Origin of the sequence: Klebsiella sp. GN_Kp190 (assembly GCF_040061795.1) — a bacterium.
Taxonomy (GTDB): domain Bacteria; phylum Pseudomonadota; class Gammaproteobacteria; order Enterobacterales; family Enterobacteriaceae; genus Klebsiella; species Klebsiella michiganensis.
The window spans coordinates 1-20,887 of the sequence record NZ_JBEAFN010000072.1; the positions used below are offsets into that span (position 1 = coordinate 1).

General features: G+C 56.0%; 21 protein-coding genes. 5 read left to right on the forward strand and 16 right to left on the reverse strand.

Translation table 11 applies throughout. From position 1 onward, the window contains the following. Positions 1 to 150: 150 nt before the first annotated feature. Genes hemG through pepQ form a run of 4 tightly spaced genes read right to left on the reverse strand, consistent with a single transcriptional unit; the run spans position 151 to position 4,134 of the window. A complete protein-coding gene (hemG, locus tag ABLU67_RS26035) occupies positions 151 to 684 on the reverse strand; it encodes a menaquinone-dependent protoporphyrinogen IX dehydrogenase (RefSeq protein ID WP_025108385.1) in 534 nt (177 codons plus the stop codon). An 11-nt stretch (positions 685 to 695) separates the two neighbouring features. Next, entirely contained in the window at positions 696 to 2,147 is a 1,452-nt protein-coding gene (gene trkH, locus ABLU67_RS26040) for a Trk system potassium transporter TrkH (RefSeq protein WP_004097624.1), read from the reverse strand. A gap of 41 nt (positions 2,148 to 2,188) precedes the next feature. Next, positions 2,189 to 2,803, reverse strand: coding sequence for an IMPACT family protein (locus ABLU67_RS26045; RefSeq protein WP_014227487.1), 615 nt, complete (start codon positions 2,801 to 2,803; stop codon positions 2,189 to 2,191). Beyond that, on the reverse strand, positions 2,803 to 4,134 hold the full coding sequence (pepQ, locus tag ABLU67_RS26050) for a Xaa-Pro dipeptidase (RefSeq protein WP_009652560.1): 1,332 nt from the start codon (positions 4,132 to 4,134) through the stop codon (positions 2,803 to 2,805). Before pepQ ends, ABLU67_RS26045 begins: the two co-directional genes overlap by 1 nt. A gap of 191 nt (positions 4,135 to 4,325) precedes the next feature. Between pepQ and fadB the strand changes: the two genes are divergently transcribed. From fadB to ABLU67_RS26065, 3 genes are all read left to right on the forward strand, one after another. Next, positions 4,326 to 6,515 (forward strand): fatty acid oxidation complex subunit alpha FadB, encoded by a 2,190-nt coding sequence (gene fadB / locus ABLU67_RS26055; RefSeq protein ID WP_064358790.1) that lies wholly within the window; start codon positions 4,326 to 4,328, stop codon positions 6,513 to 6,515. A 9-nt stretch (positions 6,516 to 6,524) separates the two neighbouring features. Next, positions 6,525 to 7,688, forward strand: a complete 1,164-nt coding sequence (gene fadA, locus ABLU67_RS26060; RefSeq protein WP_004097616.1) for an acetyl-CoA C-acyltransferase FadA — start codon at positions 6,525 to 6,527, stop codon at positions 7,686 to 7,688. A gap of 240 nt (positions 7,689 to 7,928) precedes the next feature. Continuing rightward, positions 7,929 to 8,240 (forward strand): hypothetical protein, encoded by a 312-nt coding sequence (locus ABLU67_RS26065; RefSeq protein WP_025108389.1) that lies wholly within the window; start codon positions 7,929 to 7,931, stop codon positions 8,238 to 8,240. 44 nt (positions 8,241 to 8,284) lie between these two features. Here ABLU67_RS26065 and fre read toward each other — a convergent pair whose 3' ends face one another. Further along, positions 8,285 to 8,986 (reverse strand): NAD(P)H-flavin reductase, encoded by a 702-nt coding sequence (gene fre, locus ABLU67_RS26070; protein ID WP_014227484.1) that lies wholly within the window; start codon positions 8,984 to 8,986, stop codon positions 8,285 to 8,287. Positions 8,987 to 9,040: 54 nt separating this feature from the next. Then, a complete protein-coding gene (gene ubiD / locus ABLU67_RS26075) occupies positions 9,041 to 10,510 on the reverse strand; it encodes a 4-hydroxy-3-polyprenylbenzoate decarboxylase (protein WP_014227483.1) in 1,470 nt (489 codons plus the stop codon). A gap of 177 nt (positions 10,511 to 10,687) precedes the next feature. On the opposite strand from ubiD, the gene rfaH reads away from it, so the two are divergent. Next, positions 10,688 to 11,176, forward strand: a complete 489-nt coding sequence (gene rfaH / locus ABLU67_RS26080) for a transcription/translation regulatory transformer protein RfaH (protein ID WP_004097595.1) — start codon at positions 10,688 to 10,690, stop codon at positions 11,174 to 11,176. 6 nt (positions 11,177 to 11,182) lie between these two features. Here the strand turns inward: rfaH and tatD are convergent, their stop codons facing one another. The 9 genes from tatD to udp form a co-directional block, all read right to left on the reverse strand. Then, positions 11,183 to 11,977, reverse strand: coding sequence for a 3'-5' ssDNA/RNA exonuclease TatD (gene tatD / locus ABLU67_RS26085; RefSeq protein ID WP_162934418.1), 795 nt, complete (start codon positions 11,975 to 11,977; stop codon positions 11,183 to 11,185). Positions 11,978 to 12,007: 30 nt separating this feature from the next. Continuing rightward, positions 12,008 to 12,781 carry a Sec-independent protein translocase subunit TatC gene (tatC, locus tag ABLU67_RS26090; protein ID WP_004097593.1) on the reverse strand — a complete coding sequence of 258 codons (774 nt, stop codon included), beginning with the start codon at positions 12,779 to 12,781 and terminating at the stop codon, positions 12,008 to 12,010. 2 nt (positions 12,782 to 12,783) lie between these two features. Further along, a complete protein-coding gene (gene tatB / locus ABLU67_RS26095; protein WP_014227481.1) occupies positions 12,784 to 13,323 on the reverse strand; it encodes a Sec-independent protein translocase protein TatB in 540 nt (179 codons plus the stop codon). 3 nt (positions 13,324 to 13,326) lie between these two features. Next, positions 13,327 to 13,581, reverse strand: coding sequence for a Sec-independent protein translocase subunit TatA (tatA, locus tag ABLU67_RS26100; protein WP_025108391.1), 255 nt, complete (start codon positions 13,579 to 13,581; stop codon positions 13,327 to 13,329). Between the two features lie 77 nt (positions 13,582 to 13,658). Continuing rightward, complete coding sequence (gene ubiB / locus ABLU67_RS26105; RefSeq protein ID WP_025108392.1) at positions 13,659 to 15,299, reverse strand: ubiquinone biosynthesis regulatory protein kinase UbiB; 1,641 nt, start codon at positions 15,297 to 15,299, stop codon at positions 13,659 to 13,661. Then, on the reverse strand, positions 15,296 to 15,901 hold the full coding sequence (locus ABLU67_RS26110) for an SCP2 domain-containing protein (protein WP_014227479.1): 606 nt from the start codon (positions 15,899 to 15,901) through the stop codon (positions 15,296 to 15,298). Before ABLU67_RS26110 ends, ubiB begins: the two co-directional genes overlap by 4 nt. 13 nt (positions 15,902 to 15,914) lie before the next feature. Further along, positions 15,915 to 16,670, reverse strand: a complete 756-nt coding sequence (gene ubiE, locus ABLU67_RS26115) for a bifunctional demethylmenaquinone methyltransferase/2-methoxy-6-polyprenyl-1,4-benzoquinol methylase UbiE (RefSeq protein WP_004097585.1) — start codon at positions 16,668 to 16,670, stop codon at positions 15,915 to 15,917. Between the two features lie 70 nt (positions 16,671 to 16,740). Further along, positions 16,741 to 18,189, reverse strand: a complete 1,449-nt coding sequence (gene rmuC / locus ABLU67_RS26120; RefSeq protein ID WP_046878124.1) for a DNA recombination protein RmuC — start codon at positions 18,187 to 18,189, stop codon at positions 16,741 to 16,743. 138 nt (positions 18,190 to 18,327) lie between these two features. Next, positions 18,328 to 19,089 (reverse strand): uridine phosphorylase, encoded by a 762-nt coding sequence (udp, locus tag ABLU67_RS26125; RefSeq protein WP_004097583.1) that lies wholly within the window; start codon positions 19,087 to 19,089, stop codon positions 18,328 to 18,330. Positions 19,090 to 19,356: 267 nt separating this feature from the next. Here udp and ABLU67_RS26130 point away from each other — a divergent pair, with 267 nt between their 5' ends. Next, a complete protein-coding gene (locus ABLU67_RS26130; RefSeq protein WP_004097582.1) occupies positions 19,357 to 20,169 on the forward strand; it encodes a dienelactone hydrolase family protein in 813 nt (270 codons plus the stop codon). 3 nt (positions 20,170 to 20,172) lie between these two features. Here ABLU67_RS26130 and ABLU67_RS26135 read toward each other — a convergent pair whose 3' ends face one another. Further along, positions 20,173 to 20,862 carry a transporter substrate-binding domain-containing protein gene (locus ABLU67_RS26135; RefSeq protein ID WP_025108394.1) on the reverse strand — a complete coding sequence of 230 codons (690 nt, stop codon included), beginning with the start codon at positions 20,860 to 20,862 and terminating at the stop codon, positions 20,173 to 20,175. Between the last annotated feature and the right edge of the window lie 25 nt (positions 20,863 to 20,887).

Below are 20,887 nucleotides of genomic sequence, written 5' to 3' on the forward strand. Positions count from 1 at the left end.
CATCGCTGAATCCCGCTGACCCGGCGGGCTGTAAGCCGTTGTTCCGTGTCAGTGGGAGCGCATTATAGGGAGTAATTCCGAAGTGACAAGGGGAAATTTCAAAAAACTTTTCGTTCGCTCAACTTTCCATCACCAGGGTGATTTAACGCGCTATTTGCTGGTCATTTGCGCAATTTCCCGCGCAAATCTGCCCACCTGCTGCCAGTCGGTATACACCACTTCTTTAGTGACATCCGTTTCGCCGCCGGTCATCTTCATAATAAGGCGAATCATAAACCGATCGTACCAACGATAGCGTGGATAGCGGAGCGCGCCGGCAAACACCGCGCAGTGCTGCGGCTGCCACGGCGAGTTAAGCAGAAACTTGCGGGTGTAGCTGTTGGTCTGCGGCGTTCGTTTTTCTGGCTTACGCGCGACGAGGTTGACCGAGAAAAAGGCGCCCGGTAGCGCCTGCAGCGACTGAAGATGCGTTTTTACAAACCGTTCTAAGGCGGGATGAAAATGACCATAGCGGATTGATGCGCCGATGACGACACGATCGTATAAGGGCCACTCCACTTCATTGGTGCGGTTGAGATCGATCGTGTCCGCATCAATCCCCTGCTCTTTTAATTCAGATGCCAGATAGGAAGCTATTTCACGCGTCTGTCCGTCGCGGGTAGAAAAGAGAATCAAAGTTTTCACAGGCACTCCTGTTATTCGCGCCAGAAAGTCGGAGTAAATAGCACCAGCAAGGTGAACACTTCCAGACGACCAAACAGCATATTAGCAATCAAGATCCATTTTGCGACAGGGTTCATCGTCGCAAAGTTATCCGCCACCACGCCCAGCCCAGGGCCAAGGTTATTCAGCGTCGCAACGACCGAAGCAAAGGCCGAGAAATCATCCACGCCGGTGGCGATAATCGCCAGCATACTAATGATAAACACCAGCGCATAGGCGGAGAAGAATCCCCAGACGGCTTCCAGGATACGTTCCGGCAGCGCGCGGTTCCCCAGTTTAATACTGTATACCGCGTTAGGATGTACCAGCCGTTTAAGCTCACGGTTACCCTGCTTGAAAAGCAGAAGAATACGGATAACCTTCAAACCACCGCCAGTCGACCCGGCACAGCCGCCGATAAAAGCCGAACAGAGGAGGAGGACCGGTAAAAATAGCGGCCAGCGCGCAATGCTGTCGGTCGTGAAGCCCGCCGTTGTCGCCATCGATACAACCTGAAAGAACGCCTGATTCACCGTCATGAGCGCCGAACTGTAGACGTCATGCAGCCACAGCACCAGGGTACATACCACCACCAGCGTGAGCTGCACGCCGATGAACATGCGGAATTCGGGATCGCGCCAGTACACTTTCAGGCTACGCCCGCTGAGTAATGAAAAGTGCAGGCCGTAGTTACAGCCCGATATCAGCAAGAAAATCGCAATAATGGAGTTAATCGTTGGGCTATTAAAGTAGCCCACGCTGGCGTCATGGGTGGAGAATCCGCCAATCGCAATCGTCGAGAAACTGTGCCCGATGGCGTCGAACGCCGGCATGCCGGCAAACCACAGCGCCAGCGCACAGGCCACCGTCAGTAAGACATAGATAAGCCACAGCGTTTTCGCCGTCTCAGCAATGCGCGGCCGCATCTTGTTATCTTTCAGCGGCCCGGGCATTTCCGCCCGATACAGCTGCATCCCCCCGACGCCCAGTATCGGCAGTATCGCTACCGCCAGCACGATTATCCCCATCCCGCCAAACCATTGCAGCATCTGACGATAGAAAAGAATGGCGTGGGGTAACGAATCTAATCCAACCAGCGTGGTTGCCCCGGTCGTTGTCAGACCCGAGAAGGATTCAAAGAAGGCATCCGTAATGCTCAGGTTGGGCTGTTCAGAGAAGATAAAGGGCAGCGAACCGACGCTTCCGAGCACCGTCCAGAACAGCACGACGATGAGAAACCCTTCGCGGGATTTCAGTTCACCCTTCTCACGACGGTTGGGCCACCACAGCAGCGAGCCGATCGCCAGGGCAACAAAAAAGGTCTGGGTAAACGCCCGCCCCGCACCATCGCGATATATCAGGGCTATTAATCCCGGGAGGATCATTGTCCCCGAAAACAAAATGACCAGCAGTCCAACGATTCGGGTTATCGCGCGAAAATGCATCTCTGGCGCTTCCTTTGATATGCAAAAAAATCAGGTGGGGATTATTCGTCAATCTTCAGTAATTGCAACGAACCGCGACTAAAATCAGCCAGTTTTGCTGAAAATAGCGCCACTTCAGCCTGAGGAAGCGCCACGCGCAGCTGAACAGACGCTTGATATTCGCTTTCGACAATTTTCCCTGAGAACTGAGCCAACAGCGTTTCAATCCCGGCCAACTGCCCGTATTCACACTGCAAAGTATACGCGGTCAGCGGCGTCTTGCGCTGTGTTGTCAGCAGCGCAAGCGCCTGGTGCACACCGCCGCCGTACGCTTTGACCAGGCCGCCGGTGCCCAGCAGAATACCACCGTAGTAGCGCACGACGACAGCGGTTATCTCGCCGACGCCGCTACCCATCAGCTGCGCCAGCATCGGTTTACCCGCCGTCCCCGCCGGTTCGCCATCGTCGGAAAACCCCAGCTGCTGCGAGTCATTCGGAGGCCCGGCGACCCACGCCACGCAGTGGTGACGGGCATCCGGGTGATCCGCCCTGACTGACTCGACAAACGCCTTTGCCGCCGCTACGCCGTCGGTGTGCGCCAACAGCGTGATAAAGCGGCTCTTTTTGATCTCTTCCACAAAGGTGGCCGGCGCGGCCGGTATCAACCAGCTTTCCATTACGCCAGTTTCAGATCGCGCGTCATGTTTTCAATACTGTTTTCGTGGATCACAACGTTGTCTTCAATACGAATACCGCCAAACGGTTTCAGCGCTTCAATTTTCTGCCAGTTGAAGTGTTTGCTGAACTGCCCTTCGCGCCACGGCGCCAGCAGCGATTCAATAAAGTAGATGCCCGGTTCAATCGTCAATACCATCCGCGGCTGCAGTACGCGCGTGCAGCGCAGGTAAGGATATTTTGCCGGCGCGGCCAGATGGGTACCCGAATCATCCTGCATAAAACCCGCGACATCATGAACCTGGAGACCTAAAGGATGACCAATGCCGTGTGGCATAAACGGTCCGGTCAGGTCGTTTTCCACCATCGCTTCTTCGCTCATATCTTTGACTATCTGATGTTTGCGCAGCAGTTTGGCAATACGCTGATGGAACTGGACATGATAATCCACGTAGCTCACGCCCGCCTTCATGGTGCTAATCAGCGCCAGCTGTTCCTCATTAACGTCTTTAATCAGTTGAGCATAGTCACTATCGCCATGCGCCGCCCAGGTACGCGTCAGATCCGCCGCATAGCCGTTATATTCCGCGCCCGCATCCAGCAGGAAGCTGCGCAATTCCGCCGGCGCGCGATGATCCAGCTTCGTGTAATGCAGCACGGAGGCATGTTCGTTCAGCGCCACAATGTTGCTGTACGGTACATCGGTGTCGCGATGGCCGGTCGCGGTCAGATAGGCCTGGTTGATATCAAACTCGCTCATCCCGGAGAGGAACGCTTCATGAGCGGCCTGATGACCGTTAACCGCTGACTTCTGCGCTTCGCGCATGCAGGCCAGCTCATAGTCAGTTTTATAAGAACGATAGTAGTGCAGATAATCGATCGCCCCTTTCGGGTTGATTTTATCCGCCGCGATATCTAACCCCAACGCACGTTCCGGCACCGGCCCGATATAGGCAATATTGCCGCGCGCGGCAGGCAGCTGGCTGCCGATACCATCCGCTTTCGGCAGGGCAATCACATCCACCTCTTCGGTCCAGAATGAGGTCGGCAGCGGTTCCACGTTATGCCAGTAGTCGACCGGCAGATAGAACCACAGTTTGGGTTTGTTGACGCCGTCCACCAGCAGCCAGCAGTTAGGGACCTGCGTAACCGGCACCCAGGCTTTGAACTGGGGATTGACCTTGAACGGATACGGATGATCGTCAAGAAAGACGTTGACCAGTTCACCGGAGTGGATCAGCAGGGCATCCAGCTTAAAGCGGGCCAGAACATCGCGGGTGCGTTCTTGTAAGGTAACGATATGATTTTTATAGAGACCGGCAAGGGATTCCATCATTTATCCTTTGATTTTATGAGATCGTGATGCTTCGCATCTTAGCACAATGACCTCAAACGGGGTGATCTCTACCGGGTGTGATCCGACCAGCATTTATTTAAAGTCTTATTTGCAATTTCTTAACATAAAATCCACACTCCGTCTCATCTGGTACGACCAGATCATATTGCTGGATTCAGGAGACTGACATGCTCTACAAAGGCGACACCCTGTACCTCGACTGGCGGGAAGACGGCATTGCCGAACTGGTATTTGATGCCCCCGGCTCGGTCAACAAGCTCGATACCGCAACCGTAGCCAGCCTCGGTGAAGCGCTGGACGTACTTGAAAAACAAAAAAATCTGCAAGGGCTGCTGCTACGCTCCGAGAAAGCCGCTTTTATTGTCGGCGCGGATATCACCGAATTTCTTTCTCTGTTCCTGGTTCCCGAAGAACAGCTCAGCCAGTGGCTGCATTTCGCTAATAGCGTATTTAATCGCCTGGAAGATTTGCCGCTTCCGACCATCTCCGCCGTCAACGGCTATGCGTTGGGCGGCGGCTGCGAATGCGTGCTGGCGACCGATTATCGCCTGGCGACGCCGGATCTGCGCATTGGTCTGCCGGAAACGAAGCTGGGCATCATGCCGGGCTTTGGCGGCTCGGTGCGGATGCCGCGGATGCTTGGCGCGGACAGCGCGCTGGAAATCATTGCCGCCGGCAAAGACGTTGGCGCCGAACAGGCCTTAAAAATCGGCCTCGTCGATGGCGTGGTTAAGCATGAAAAACTGATCGATGGCGCGGTCGCGATTCTGCGTCAGGCTATTAAAGGCGACCTGGACTGGAAGGCGAAGCGCCAGCCGAAGCTGGAGCCGCTGCATCTGAGTAAAATTGAAGCCGCGATGAGTTTTACCATCGCCAAAGGCATGGTGGCGCAAACCGCCGGGAAGCACTACCCGGCCCCGATTACCGCCGTTAAAACCATCGAAGCCGCCGCCCGCTTTGGCCGCGAAGAAGCGCTGGATCTGGAAAATAAAAGTTTCGTCCCGCTGGCGCATACCAACGAGGCGCGTGCGCTGGTAGGTATCTTCCTTAACGATCAGTACGTCAAAGCAAAAGCGAAGAAGCTGACGAAAGATATCGACACGCCAAAACACGCGGCCGTGCTGGGCGCGGGAATTATGGGCGGCGGCATTGCATACCAGTCAGCCTGGAAAGGCGTGCCGGTCGTCATGAAAGATATCAACGACAAATCGCTGACGCTGGGCATGACCGAAGCGGCCAAGCTGCTGAATAAACAGCTTGAGCGCGGCAAAATCGACGGTCTTAAGATGGCTGGCGTCATTTCTACTATTCAGCCAACCCTGGATTACGCCGGCTTTGAACGCGTGGACGTCGTGGTCGAAGCCGTTGTTGAGAATCCGAAAGTGAAAAAAGCGGTGCTGGCGGAAACGGAAGACAAAGTCCGCCCGGATACCGTGCTGGCTTCGAATACCTCCACCATTCCCATCAGCGAGTTGGCCAGCGTACTGAAGCGCCCGGAAAACTTCTGCGGTATGCACTTCTTTAACCCGGTACACCGGATGCCGCTGGTCGAGATCGTTCGCGGCGAGAAAAGCTCGGACGAAACCATTGCGAAAGTGGTCGCCTGGGCCAGCAAAATGGGCAAAACGCCGATTGTGGTCAACGACTGCCCCGGTTTCTTTGTTAACCGCGTGCTGTTCCCCTACTTCGCCGGTTTCAGCCAGCTGCTGCGCGACGGCGCGGACTTCCGCAAAGTCGATAAAGTGATGGAGAAGCAGTTTGGCTGGCCGATGGGCCCGGCCTATCTGCTGGACGTCGTTGGCATTGATACCGCGCATCACGCGCAGGCGGTCATGGCGGCGGGCTTCCCGCAGCGGATGCAGAAAGATTATCGCGATGCGATCGATGCGCTGTTCGACGCTAACCGTTTCGGCCAGAAAAATGGCCTCGGCTTCTGGCGCTACAAAGAAGACAGTAAAGGTAAGCCGAAGAAGGAAGAGGATACCGCAGTCGATAGCCTGCTGGCGGAAGTCAGCCAGCCGAAGCGTGATTTCAGCGATGAAGAGATTATCGCCCGCATGATGATCCCCATGGTCAACGAAGTGGTGCGCTGTCTCGAAGAGGGCATTATCGCCACCCCGGCAGAAGCCGATATGGCGCTGGTTTATGGCCTGGGCTTCCCTCCGTTCCACGGCGGCGCGTTCCGCTGGCTGGATACGCTCGGTAGCGCAAAATATCTCGATATGGCCCAGCAGTATCAGCATCTCGGCCCGCTATACGACGTGCCGGAAGGATTGCGCAGCAAAGCGCGTCATAACGAACCGTACTATCCACCGGTTGAGCCTGCCCGTGCGCCAGGCGACCTGAAAAAGGCTTAAGGAGTCACAATGGAACAGGTTGTCATTGTCGATGCAGTTCGTACCCCGATGGGCCGTTCAAAGGGCGGCGCCTTTCGCCACGTGCGCGCAGAAGATCTCTCCGCGCACCTGATGCGTAGCCTGCTTTCACGCAACCCATCCCTTGAAGCCAGCACGATTGACGATATTTACTGGGGCTGCGTTCAGCAGACTCTGGAACAGGGCTTCAATATTGCCCGCAACGCGGCGCTGCTGGCGGAAATCCCGCATTCGGTACCCGCCACCACGGTCAATCGGCTGTGCGGTTCTTCCATGCAGGCGCTTCACGACGCGGCACGCATGATCATGACCGGCGACGCCAGCGTATGCCTGATTGGCGGCGTAGAGCATATGGGCCACGTCCCGATGAGCCACGGCGTAGATTTCCATCCGGGCCTGAGCCGTAACGTCGCCAAAGCCGCCGGAATGATGGGGCTGACGGCAGAAATGCTGGCGCGCCTGCACGGCATCAGCCGCGAGATGCAGGACCAGTTTGCGGCTCGCTCCCACGCCCGCGCCTGGGCTGCGACGCAATCCGGCGCATTCAAAGCGGAAATTGTCCCAACCGGCGGTCACGACGCCGACGGCGTGCTGAAGTCTTACAGCTACGACGAAGTGATTCGCCCGGAGACAACGGTTGAAGCGCTGGCCGCGCTTAGACCCGCTTTCGATCCGGTAACCGGAACCGTGACGGCGGGAACCTCATCCGCCCTCTCCGATGGCGCCGCAGCCATGCTGTTAATGAGCGAAAGCCGCGCCCGCGAGCTGGGCCTGAAGCCCCGCGCTCGCGTGCGTTCGATGGCTGTCGTTGGCTGCGACCCGTCAATAATGGGCTATGGTCCGGTTCCCGCGTCAAAACTGGCGCTGAAAAAAGCCGGGCTCTCCACCAGCGATATTGATGTGTTCGAAATGAACGAAGCTTTTGCCGCGCAGATCCTGCCGTGCATTAAAGATCTGGGACTGATGGAACAGATCGACGAGAAGATCAACCTCAACGGCGGCGCGATCGCCCTGGGTCATCCGCTCGGCTGTTCCGGCGCGCGCATTAGCACCACATTGATCAATCAGATGGAGCGCAAAGACGCGCAGTTCGGCCTGGCGACGATGTGTATTGGTTTAGGTCAGGGTATCGCGACGGTATTCGAGCGGGTTTAATCAAAGAGTCATCTCAAAGCCATTGGTGCCAGAACAAGGCGGCAAGTGAATGAATCCCGATGAGCTTACATATAGTAAGTGATTCGGGTGAATGAATGCAGCCAACGCAGTTATGGTGACAATGGCGAAGAGAGAGGGTTTAGTTGCCGTTCTTCCCGCCTGTCAGGGGCGGGTTTTTTATTTCCGCTATTCGGTTATTATCACCGGATACGTCACGCTCATTAAGGATAATGAAGAGTCATGAAAATAATCCCCATCATTTTTTTGCTAACGACGTTCCCTGCCGCAGCGCTCGCCAGCGAACAGGATAACGCTCAGGCCTGCCTCTCATGGGGGATCGGTAAAATGGCGCAGGATCCGCAAAGCGAGCGGTTCAAGGATCTGACCGTCACCGATATCACTACCGAACGCTATGATGAGAAGATAGGCAGCCAGCATATCGCGACGCAGCTAGCCGCCACGCTGGAAAAAGAAGGGAACCCGGTAGGGAAAATGCTCTGTTTGCTGGAAAACGAGCGACCGCTGTACGTTTACTTCAGCGATGCCCGGTAACAACAGCATCCGGGCCAAAAGCCCGGATGCCGGCAGAGCGGCTATCAGATAAACGCAAAGGCATCGCCAAACAGGCGATCTTCGCGCGCGCCGCGCTCGTTGCAGAACAGGTCGCGGGCAATTTTCGCCATCTCGAAGCGGCCAGCGATATAGATATCATGCTCGCCCAGCGTACCGTAATCCTGCAGAACCGCCGTGAGTACGGTTCCGGTACGGCCACGCCACTCGGCGTCAGGCTGCTCAACAACGGGTTCGACGCGCAGGCCCGGATGCTGCAGGCTTAACGCTTCGAGCTCGGCCAGGTCATAGAGATGTTTCGCTTCGCGCCCGCCCCAGTAGATGGCGATATCGCGATTCGGATTGCGCGCCAGCGCGGTGAGCAGAATCGAACGCACGTAAGAGAAGCCCGTTCCCCCGGCGATTAAAATCAGAGGACGTTCTTCATCATCGCGCAGCCAGGCTTCGCCATGCGGCATATCGACCTCGATTTGACGCTCTTTCAGGATTCGATCCATCACCGCCATCGCATACAGGTTCAGTTCAGATGCACCGATATGCAGCTCGATAAACTCCTGTTCCGACGGCGTGGAGGCCATCGAGAATGGGCGCTTATCGCGTTCGTCCATCACGACCATCAGATACTGACCGGCACGGAAGGAAAACGCCGCTTCCGGCACTAATCGAACGCGATACACAGTATCGGTAATCGCCTCCACTGAGGTCACTTTACAGCTTAAGGTTGTCATGCGTCCCCTCTGTCGGGTCTATTGTGCAAAACAGCGGCGTAGCCCCGCTTACTGTTATTTGAAGATAGCCAGTTCATCCCAGATGGCGTCGACGCGCGCCGTCACCTCAGGATCTTTCTTGATCGGACGACCCCACTCGCGCTGGGTCTCTCCAGGCCATTTATTTGTGGCATCCAGCCCCATTTTTGAACCCAAACCGGAAACCGGTGAGGCAAAATCCAGATAATCAATTGGCGTATTTTCTACCAGTACCGTATCACGCGCCGGGTCCATACGGGTAGTAATCGCCCAAATCACATCATTCCAGTCGCGCGCGTTGACATCGTCATCGCAGACAATAACGAACTTGGTATACATGAACTGGCGGAGGAACGACCAGACGCCCATCATGACGCGTTTCGCGTGACCGGCGTACTGCTTCTTCATCGTGACGACCGCCAGGCGATAGGAACAGCCTTCAGGCGGCAAATAGAAATCCACGATTTCAGGAAACTGCTTTTGCAGAATGGGGACGAACACTTCGTTCAGCGCAACGCCCAGTACCGCCGGCTCATCCGGCGGACGCCCGGTATAGGTCGAGTGATAGATGGCATCTTCACGCTGAGTAATGTGGGTAACGGTAAAGACCGGGAAGTTATCCACTTCATTGTAGTAGCCAGTATGGTCGCCATAGGGGCCTTCCGGCGCCATTTCTCCGGCTTCAATATACCCTTCCAGCACGATCTCCGCGCTGGCGGGCACCTCAAGATCGTTAGAGATGCACTTCACGACTTCGGTTTTGGTGCCGCGCAGTAGCCCGGCAAAAGCATATTCGGAAAGAGTATCCGGAACCGGAGTCACCGCCCCGAGAATGGTTGCCGGATCGGCGCCCAGCGCGACGGAGACCGGGAAACGCTCGCCAGGACGCGCCGCGCACCACTCCTGGAAGTCCAGCGCGCCGCCGCGATGCGATAGCCAGCGCATAATCAGCTTGTTCTTGCCAATCAGCTGCTGGCGATAAATGCCCAGATTCTGCCGCTCTTTATGCGGGCCGCGGGTCACCGTCAGACCCCAGGTGATCAGCGGCGCGGCATCTTCCGGCCAGCAGGTCATGATCGGGATACGGGTCAAATCAACTTCATCACCCTGAATGATTTTTTGCTGGCACGGCGCTCCGCGCAGACGCTTAGTCGGCATATTCAGCACCTGTTTGAACTGCGGCAGCTTATCAAACAGATCGCGGAAGCCTTTTGGGGGTTCCGGCTCTTTCAGGAATGCCAGAAGCTTACCCACTTCCCGCAGAGAACTGACATCCTCCTGCCCCATCCCCAGCGCGACTCGCCGCGGCGTGCCGAAAAGATTACACAGCACCGGCATGGCGTAGCCCTTGGGATTTTCGAATAGCAGCGCCGGACCGCCAGCTCGCAAAGTGCGGTCGGCAATTTCGGTGATTTCCAGGTGAGGATCGACCGGCAGGGAGATCCGTTTCAATTCCCCCTGCTGCTCCAGTAATGTCAGAAATTCGCGTAGATCGTGGTATTTCATGGAGTTGTTATTGACCTCTATACAGGCGGGTGATTATACGGCGTTCGCCGGAGCTATGCTGTATTTTTGTTAAATTAGCGTGAAAGAACGCTGAAATTTAGTTTTCACCCGCAATGATTTCGCGATCGTACCGGGCTTTTGTTATGCTTGCAGCTAGTAGCATTGGAAAGAGTCATTATGCAAGCCTGGTACTTACTTTATTGCAAACGTGGGCAGCTTGAACGAGCCCAGGAACACCTTGAACGGCAGGCCGTCAATTGCCTGATGCCAACGATCGAGCTGGAAAAAATCGTCCGCGGTAAACGCACGACGGTCAGCGAGCCCCTGTTCCCAAATTATCTGTTTATCGAGTTCGACCCGGAAGTGATTCATACCACTACCATCAGCGCCACGCGCGGTGTGAACAGTTTTGTGCGTTTCGGCGCGCTGCCCGCTATCGTGCCATCTGCCGTCATTCATCAGCTTTCCATCTACAAACCGGAAGGTATCACCGATCCTGAAACGCCGCACGAAGGCGACAGCGTGCTGATTACCGATGGCGCTTTTGAGGGTCTGCAGGCTATTTTTACCGAACCGGACGGCGAAGCCCGCTCGATGCTGCTGCTGAATCTGCTTAACAAGCAGGTGCTCCAGAGCGTTAAAAATACTGACTTTTATAAAATCTGACGGCGCTTAAAAACCCACGCCAAAAAGTCTTCTGACGTTAGCATCAGTCACGTCTTCCAGCCATTGCGCCTCCTCCCCACGCCATTGCGCGATGCGGGTCAGAATATGCGGCAGGTAGGCGGGCTCATTGCGGCGAGAAGCGGGTTTTGGCAGCATATCTCGCGGCAACAGGTACGGCGCATCGGTCTCAATCAGCAGGCGCTCTGCCGGAATATCGACCAGCAGCTCTCGCAGCTCCAGCCCCCGACGCTCATCGCATACCCAGCCGGTGATACCAATAAATAAACCGTGCTCCACGCATTCGCGCATCTCTTCGCGGCTACCGGTAAAACAATGCACAACGGCCCCCGGGAGCTTATCAAGCCAGGGCACCAGCAGGGCCAGGAAGCGCTCGTGCGCATCGCGGCAGTGCAGAAATACCGGCATCGACAGCTCCGCGGCCAGCGCCAGCTGAGCGCTAAACGCCGCTTCTTGCTCCTGAGGCGTCGAAAAATTGCGGTTGAAATCCAGCCCGCACTCACCCACCGCAACGACTTCCGGCTCGCGAGCCAGCGCATAGACCGCTGCCGCCGCCGAGTCCGTCCAGCTGCGACTGTCGTGGGGATGAACGCCGGCCGTTGACCAGCACCCGGAATAACGGCGCGCCAGCTGCTGCGCCTGCGCGCTTTCATGCAGGTTGGTTCCCGTCAATAGCATCCCGCTGACGCCCGCCGCCCGGGCCCGGGAAACCACCTCGTCGCGATCGCGGGAAAACTGCGAACTGGTCAGATTTACGCCGATATCAAACATCATCGCTCCCATACGGCAACCGCCCTGGCGGGCGGTTGAACGTTATTCTTCTTTGCCCTGCGCCTCTTCGGCAGCGGCATCCTCATCACGCGTCAGGCGTTTACCGGTGTAGAACCGCGCGAAGAAGACCCCGACCTCAAACAGACAGTACATCGGAATCGCCAGCAGGGTTTGCGAGAACACGTCCGGCGGGGTCAGCAGCATCCCGACAACGAATGCGCCAACCAGTACGTAGGGGCGTTTCTTACGCAGGTCGTCCGGCGTGGTGACGCCCATCCAGCACAGCAGGACGATGGCCACCGGAACCTCGAATGAGACGCCAAAGGCGATAAACAGCGCCATCACAAAGTCGAGGTAGCTGCGAATATCGGTAGAGACCTGTACGCCTTCCGGCGCCGCGTGGGTCAGAAAACCAAACGCCAGCGGGAAAACGACGAAGTAGGCAAAGGCCATGCCGATATAGAACAGCAGCGTACTGGAGACCAGCAGCGGCATAACCAGCCGACGTTCATGCTTATACAGCGCTGGCGCCACAAAGGCCCAGACCTGATACAAAATGACCGGGACCGACAAAATTATCGATACCATAAAGGTCAGCTTGATCGGCGTGAAGAAAGGCGAGGCCACATCCGTGGCGATCATGGTCGCACCGACCGGCATCTGCCGAATCAGCGGCGCGGAAACCAGCTGATAGATATCGTTGGCGAAATAGACTAACGCCAGGAAAATCACCAGAATCGCAAGAATGCTGTTGATCAAGCGCTTGCGCAGCTCAATCAGATGCGTAATTAGCGGTTGAGTATCGTCTACGCCCATTTTTACTGTTTATCACTCGGTACAGGGGAGGAGGAATCGGAAGCCGACACGGCAGCTTTCACTTTCGCTGCCGGGATTTCACTCTGCGAAGCGGGGAGTTCTTCAGACACGGAGTCAGGCGCATGCTCTGGCGCACTGGCCTGATGTTCAGCCGTCGCTGGCGTCACGTCCTTGCGCTGCTCTTCACTCCCTTTTACGACCGGGTTGTGAATGGTATTGGCTTCGTCGCTGGCTTTTTCAGGATCGTGGGCGGAGTAGGATCGCTTCATAGATTCAGCCGCTTCACGCAGTTCATCCATTGAAGCTTTTAGCTCGGGCGTCAGGTTGTCCAGGCTGGCCTTTTCCACCTTTTTAAGGCTTTCCTGAAACTCCTGCAGTTTTAATTCCTGGGTAATTTCATTTTGTACGGTAGCCGCAAGCGACCGCAGCGTGCGGATCCAGCTCACCACCGTCTTTACCGCTACCGGTAGTCGCTGTGGCCCCAGAACGATGAGGCCAATCACGAATACCAGCAGCAGCTCACTAAAACCGATATCGAACACGAATTACACCTGCTCTTTGTCGTGGCGTTTAGTCTCGTCTTTCTTTGCATCATCCGGCTTATCAGCAAGGGTCTTCGCCGCGAAATCTGCATCCGGCGCGGAGGATTTTTCCGGTTTCTCTTCGTCGCTCATGGCCTTTTTAAAGCCTTTGATCGACGCCCCTAAATCTGAACCGAGCGAGCTCAGCTTTTTTGTCCCAAAAAGCAGAACCACGATGACGACAACAATGAGTAACTGCCAAATACTGATACCACCCATACACATTCCCCTATGACAGATGATGAATTATTAGGACGCATTATACACATTATGCGCAGTGATAAAGGCGGCCGCCGTCAGTTCGTCTTTCGCCAGCCGATAAGCCAGGTTACGACCCCAGCGGCCATCAGCCAGCCTGGCATCATGCCCCACTCGGGACGATGAATGAATAGCAGCGTACCACTCAGTAATAAAACCGCGCCTATACCGAACAAATAGCGGGACTGACCCTGGCGCACGTGCCGCACCTGGATGTCGCGCACGATGGTATCGACGCTATTCTGCAGCTGCTTGCTTTGCTGCAGGCTCTGGTAAACCAGCTCCGGTATTTCCGGCATTCTTTCGATCCAGAACGGCGCTTTTTCTTTAAACGCCCGCACCAGAGCCGGAATGCCCACCTGATCTTTGATCCACGATTCAAGGAACGGTTTCGCCGTTTTCCACAAGTCTAACTGAGGATAGAGCTGGCGACCTACACCTTCTACGTAAAGTAATGTCTTCTGCAGCAGAACCAGCTGCGGCTGCACTTCCATATTGAAACGTCGCGCCGTATTAAACAGGTTCAACAACACGTGGCCAAACGAGATTTCCGCCAGCGGTTTTTCAAAGATAGGCTCGCAGACGGTACGAATAGCAAACTCGAACTCTTCAACGTTGGTATCCGCGGGAACCCAGCCGGAATCAACGTGCAGCTCCGCAACTTTGCGATAATCGCGGTTGAAGAAGGCAATGAAGTTCTCCGCCAGATAGCGCTTATCCTCTTTGTTCAGCGAACCGACAATACCGCAGTCAATACCAATGTACTGCGGATCTTCCGGATGATGACGACTGACAAAAATATTGCCCGGATGCATGTCGGCATGGAAGAAGCTGTCGCGGAAAACCTGCGTAAAGAAGACCTGCACGCCACGCTCGGCCAGCAGCTTCATGTTAGTCCCCTGCGCTTCCAGCGCGGCGACGTCGGACACCGGGATCCCGTAAATCCGCTCCATCACCATCATGCCTTCGCTACAGTAGTCCGAATAAACTTCCGGGACATAAAGCATTGGGCTCTCGTCGAAGTTGCGGCGAAGCTGGATAGCGTTAGCCGATTCACGCAGCAGGTTGAGCTCATCCAGCAGCGTTTTTTCATATTCGCGAACCACTTCCTGCGGGCGAAGGCGACGGCCGTCCGGTAACAGACGCGGCACCCAGCGGGCAAGACGGTAGATAAGCTTCATATCCGCTTTGATAACCGGCACGATATCCGGGCGGATCACCTTAATGACCACCTCTTTACCGTTCTCTTTCAGACGCGCGGTATGCACCTGGGCAATAGAAGCGGAAGCGAGCGGTTCAACAGAGAAGTCATCAAACCAGGCTTCTACCGGCAGGCCGCCCATGGCTTGCTCAATCTGCTTTTTGGCCTGCAGACCGTCAAAGGGCGCGACGCGATCCTGCAGCATGGCCAGCTGATCGGCAATGTGCGGCGGAAACAGGTCGCGACGGGTCGAGAGCATCTGGCCAAACTTGATCCACACCGGCCCCAGTTCTTGTAATGCGAGGCGCAGTCGCTCGCCAAGAGGACGATCTTTATGGCGGTTGGGCATCCAGAACAGCATCCGCCGCCAGATTCGCAGCGGCAGCGTGATACGCATTTTGGGAATGAGCTCATCAAGCCCGTAGCTCAAAAAGGTGTGGACGATAAAATACAGGCGCCGTAATTCTCCTGGCGTCATTTGCCCTCCAGCGTGTCCAGCCGTTTTTCCAGCGCGGCCAGGGTTCGTTCTACCGCAGCGGTTTCCTCTGCAAACCAGGCCAGCTCCAGCGGCCCCGGCGCCAGGCGCCACTCTTCGGTAATCGCTTCCGCGACATAGCGCTGCTGGCGTTGAGCGCCATGCAGAAGAAAGCGAGCGCCGCCGCGGAATACTTTACTAAAGCCTTCCGCAACCACATCACCGGTATACGGGGCAAGCAGTTCAGCCGGATCGAACTCTGCCAGATCGCACAGCGTGACGGTATTTTGCACCACCTGCAGGTCGCCCTGCACTTCAAGATCGCCGCTACGAATCAGCGCGGTAAGCTGCTGGCGATTGCGCAATTGCGGAAGCACGCTAAGGCGGGTACGTACGGTGCAATCAGCCTCACCTTCCCACGCGCCCAGCACGTCCAGCTGACGTTCGCTAAAAACCAGCACCACAGGATCGGAAAGCTCTTGCAGCTCGATGCGCAGTACTTTCCCCAGCAGTCGCTGGCGCGCGGGTTTCAGCGCCCGATCGCGCCAGAGGAAGGTGTTAAGGACCGTCTCAAGACCGGCGGTAACCAGTGGTTTGAAAGGCATAGCGTCCCTCCTGTCAGAACTTATATCCGCGGTGTAGCGCAACGATACCTGCCGTCAGGTTGTAGTAGTCGACGCTTTCAAACCCTGCGTCCTGCATCATACCTTTCAGCGTGTCCTGATCGGGATGCATTCGAATAGATTCAGCAAGATAACGATAGCTTTCGGCATCTTTAGCAACCAGCTCACCCACGCGCGGCAGGATATGGAAGGAATAGGCGTCGTAGGCTTTACTGAGCGGCTCAATAATCGGTTTTGAGAATTCCAGCACCAGCAGGCGGCCGCCCGGCTTTAATACGCGATACATTGAGCGCAGCGCTTTTTCTTTGTCGGTCACGTTACGCAGACCGAAAGAAATCGTAATGCAATCAAAGGTGTTGTCTGCAAAAGGCAGCGCTTCAGCGTTTGCCTGGACGTATTCCACGTTGCCGACAATACCAATGTTACGCAGCTTTTCGCGGCCCATTTTCAGCATAGAGTCGTTGATGTCCGCCAGCATCACGCGGCCGGTTTCACCCACCAGGCGAGAGAATTTCGCCGTCAGATCGCCGGTACCACCAGCCAGATCCAATACGGTTTGCCCGCGGCGGACGCCGCTGCAGTCGATGGTGAAACGCTTCCACAAACGATGAATACCGAACGACATCAGGTCGTTCATTACGTCATATTTTGCGGCCACAGAATGAAATACATGCGCCACCATGTCAGCTTTCTGCTCTTTGGCGACAGTCTGAAAGCCAAAATGCGTCGTTTCTTGTGAATCCTCAACCATCTCAATGCCTGCTTGCTTATCAAGAAAATGTTCGTTGAGTGTAACAGGTTTAGCGCACTTCCCATACGCTTCAACGTGGCCGGGAGCCGCCCCCAAACATGGCAGTAGCCGTAGGATCGGATGAAATATCGTTATCTTCCGGCGGGTTACCCCCCTGCGCAAGGCGGTATTCTTCATCCTGGGCCGTCGCCTGTTCAACTAACTCAGGATTAATCTCACGCTTAACCTCCACGCCCAGCTCACGGAATGATTCCGCCTGTACCAGCAGGTTACCTCGTCCGGAGGCGAGCTTTTTCATCGCCTGGCGGTAGTTATCCTGAGCTTTATCCAGGCCCTGTCCGATGGCGGACATATCATCGACAAACAGGCGCATCTTGTCATACAGCCGCCCCGCTCTTTCGGCAATTTTCTGCGCGTTACGGCTCTGATGCTCATAGCGCCAGAGATTGGCGATAGTCCGCAGCGCCACCAGCAGCGTGGTTGGGCTCACCAGCATGATGTTGTTCTTCAGCGCTTCGCTAATGAGTTCTGGCTGACGATCGATAGCCAGCAGGAAGGCGGGCTCCACCGGGATAAACATCAGAACGTAGTCGAGCGAACGCAGCCCCGGCAGCTGCTGGTAGTCTTTACGCCCCAGCAGGCGCATATGGTTGCGTACCGAAGCGATATGCTCCTGCAGCGCCGCTTCACGGGTGTAATCATCTTCGGCGTTGAAATAGCGCTCATAGGCCACCAGGGTCATCTTGGCATCGATCACCACGTCTTTCCCCTGCGGTAAACGGACAATCACATCGGGCTGCATCCGCGCGCGGTTGTCCGTTTCGATGCTGACCTGGGTCTGATATTCATATCCTTCCCGCAGTCCGGACGCTTCCAGCACGCGGGTCAACACCACCTCGCCCCAGTTGCCCTGGGTTTTGTTATCGCCTTTGAGCGCGCGCGTCAGGTTTAGCGCCTCCTGGGCCATTTGCGCATTCAGCTGCTGAAGATTGCGGATTTCATGGGCCAGAGTATGGCGCTCCCGCGCTTCCTGACCAAAGCTATCCTGCACCTGCCGACGAAAGCCATCCAGCTGTTCGCGAAGCGGCGTCAGCAGGCCGTGCAGGCTCTGGCGATTCTGCTCATCCACCCGCCGGTTGCTGTGCTCAAAAATGCGATTTGCCAGATTCTCAAACTGTTCGCTAAGACGCTGCTCGCTGTTCACCATCTGGCGAATTTTGTCTTCCGCATGCAGCTGAGTGGATTCAAGTCGGGTGGTCACTTCGCGAAGATCGGCTTCCAGCGAGGCGTTGATATCGCGCAGGCTGCGCAGTTCGTTATTGAGCAGTTCACACTCTTCTCGCCAGTGTGACTCCTGCACCAGACGTTGGCGGGCCGCGCTCAGCTCAATATCCAGCTCGCGCCGCTCATCGATAAGATCGGCGCGAATTTGATCGGCGTGCGCTTTGGTCGCCAGCCAGCCGACAATCAGCCCGACGGCCAGCGCCACAACGGCACTAATAATAATTGAGATATCCACAACGCCCCCTGCGGCAACGACTTACGGCACAAAATAGAATTGTGCTGTACAAACGTCCAGTTTGAAAGGGTTTTCCTGCGAGGCGCTACGCAAAAAAGAAGGGCCGGAGAGTCCGACCCCTGGCAGAAGAAAGGGTAACTACAGCAGGCGGCGCGCCGCTTCCACGACAATTTTCACCGCGTGGCTTTCGGTTTGCTTCATGGTTTCCGCGTTCGGAATTTCCTGCTGGGTACGGTTGACGATAACTCCGGCAACCATCCCGGCGCGCAGGCCCTGGCTGGCGCACATCGTCAGCAGCGTGGCGGATTCCATTTCATAGTTCATCACGCCCATCGCCTGCCACTCTTCCATCGAGCCTTTAAAACGGCTAACAACGCGGCCGGAGAAGGTATCGTAACGTTCCTGGCCCGGATAGAAGGTGTCGGAAGAGGCGGTGACACCGATATGGGTGGTCGCGCCGATAGACTTCGCCGCTTCAACCAGCGCGGTAGTACATTCAAAGTCAGCCACCGCCGGGAACTCCATTGGCGCAAAGTGCAGGCTTGCGCCGTCCAGACGGACGGACGCGGTCGTCACCAGAACGTCGCCGACATTAATATGCGGCTGAATGGCGCCGGTGGTGCCGATGCGCAGGAAGGTACGGATGCCCAGCTGGGCCAGCTCTTCCACGGCGATAGAGGTCGATGGGCCGCCGATACCGGTAGAGCAGACAATCACTGCTTTACCATCCAGCTCAGCGCGCCAGGTGGTGAATTCACGGTGAGATGCCAGCTTAACCGGCTTATCCATCAGCGCGGCGATCTTTTCCACACGCTCCGGATCGCCAGGGACGATAGCCAGCGTAGCCCCTTGTAAATCGTTTTTGGTGAGGCCGAGATGAAAAACATCAGACTTGGACATAAAAAACTCCTCTGTGGGTCGAATTATCAGCAGAAGCAAAACGGTACTTTACAGAAGCTGTCGGCTCAATTTTGTGACCACAATCACCATGAATGAAATTCATTGCAATAACTTTCCATAAAATAGTGATATACATCACATTAACAAGCTAAATCGCAGAAGCCTGAACAAAAGATAGCCTGTTTCGGGCACTGTGTTTGATTAACGTCCTGTCCAGAGCAGCTATAGTTATTGATGCGCTAATAAATTGAGGGTACGGAGAATACCATGACGACAATTAAGCAAACCGGCTTTGCACCTGCAGCCACGCCGCACGCCTCAACTGCCGTTCACACATCAGATGAGAACATCGTCTCCGGGGAGACATCCATCCCTTCACAGGGAGACAACATGCCGGCGTTCCATGCTCGCCCGCGCGGCGTCGACGGTCCGCTGCCGGTCGTTATCGTGGTCCAGGAAATTTTCGGCGTGCATGAACATATCCGCGATATCTGCCGCCGTCTGGCAAAGGAGGGGTATCTGGCTATCGCACCGGAGCTCTACTTCCGCCAGGGCGATCCTAATGATTACAGCGACATCCCTTCTCTGTTCCAGGGACTGGTCAAAAAGGTGCCGGATTCTCAGGTGCTGGCCGACCTCGATCACGTGGCCAGTTGGGCCTACCGCCACGGCGGCGATGCCCATCGCTTGCTGATTACCGGCTTCTGCTGGGGCGGGCGTATTACCTGGCTGTACGCTGCACATAATCCGCAGTTAAAAGCCGCCGTCGCCTGGTACGGCAAGCTGGTCGGCGAGAAAACGCTGAATTCGCCGAAGCATCCGGTCGATATTGCCGTCGATCTTAACGCGCCGGTGTTAGGGCTTTATGGCGCGAAAGATGACAGCATCCCGCAGGACACGGTGGAAACGATGCGTCAGGCGCTGCGGGCGGCCAACGCCACGGCGGAAATCGTGGTTTACCCGCACGCCGACCACGCTTTTAATGCCGACTATCGCGCCAGCTATCATGAAGAGTCGGCAAAAGACGGCTGGCAGCGGATGCTGGCCTGGTTTGCGCAGTATGGCGGTAAGCGCGGTTAACGATCAGCTATTGCCGATATGGCGGCTCACCATCCCGGCAATAGTACCGTCCGCTATCCAGGAAGAGAGGCGGCGGCAAATAAATTCATAGTGCTGCGTCGCATTGCGCGGTACGCATATCGCCTGGTGTATCTGGCTAAAGCTGTCGGGCAGAACGCGAAACTGCGGATTCTCCTGCGCGGCTTTCTCCAGAGGCTGGCGAATACCGGCCACCCAATCGCCTTCGCCGTTGATAAACGCCTGAATAGCCTCCTGTGAGGTGGCGTACTGGCGCATCGTCGCATGCTGCAGCGTGCGAATCAGATACAGCTCGTAGGCCGCGCCTTTGCCCACGTTAATTACCACGCCTGCGCGGTCCATCTCCTGAACCGATTGAATCTGGCTCTCTTTTTTCACCATCAGCGAGCTTTCGATAGTGACGTAGGATGGCGTAAAGCGAAGCTTATCTTCCCGCGCCGGGTCGATAGCCAGAAAGGCGATATCCCATTGATCCTGCAGCGCCGCGTCCACTACCTGCCCGGCCGTCGGCCAGGTCACAAACCGCGCTTCGCGCTGGCTCTCTGCAGCCAGTTTCTTTGCCAGCTCGACGGTAATCCCCCCCGGAGACCCATCCGGCAGCAGTGTCGTAAGCACCGGATTACCCAGATTAATGGCAAAACGCAAATACCCTTTTTGATCGTGGTGTTCAATCATCTTTCACCTCAGGAGAGTTATCACA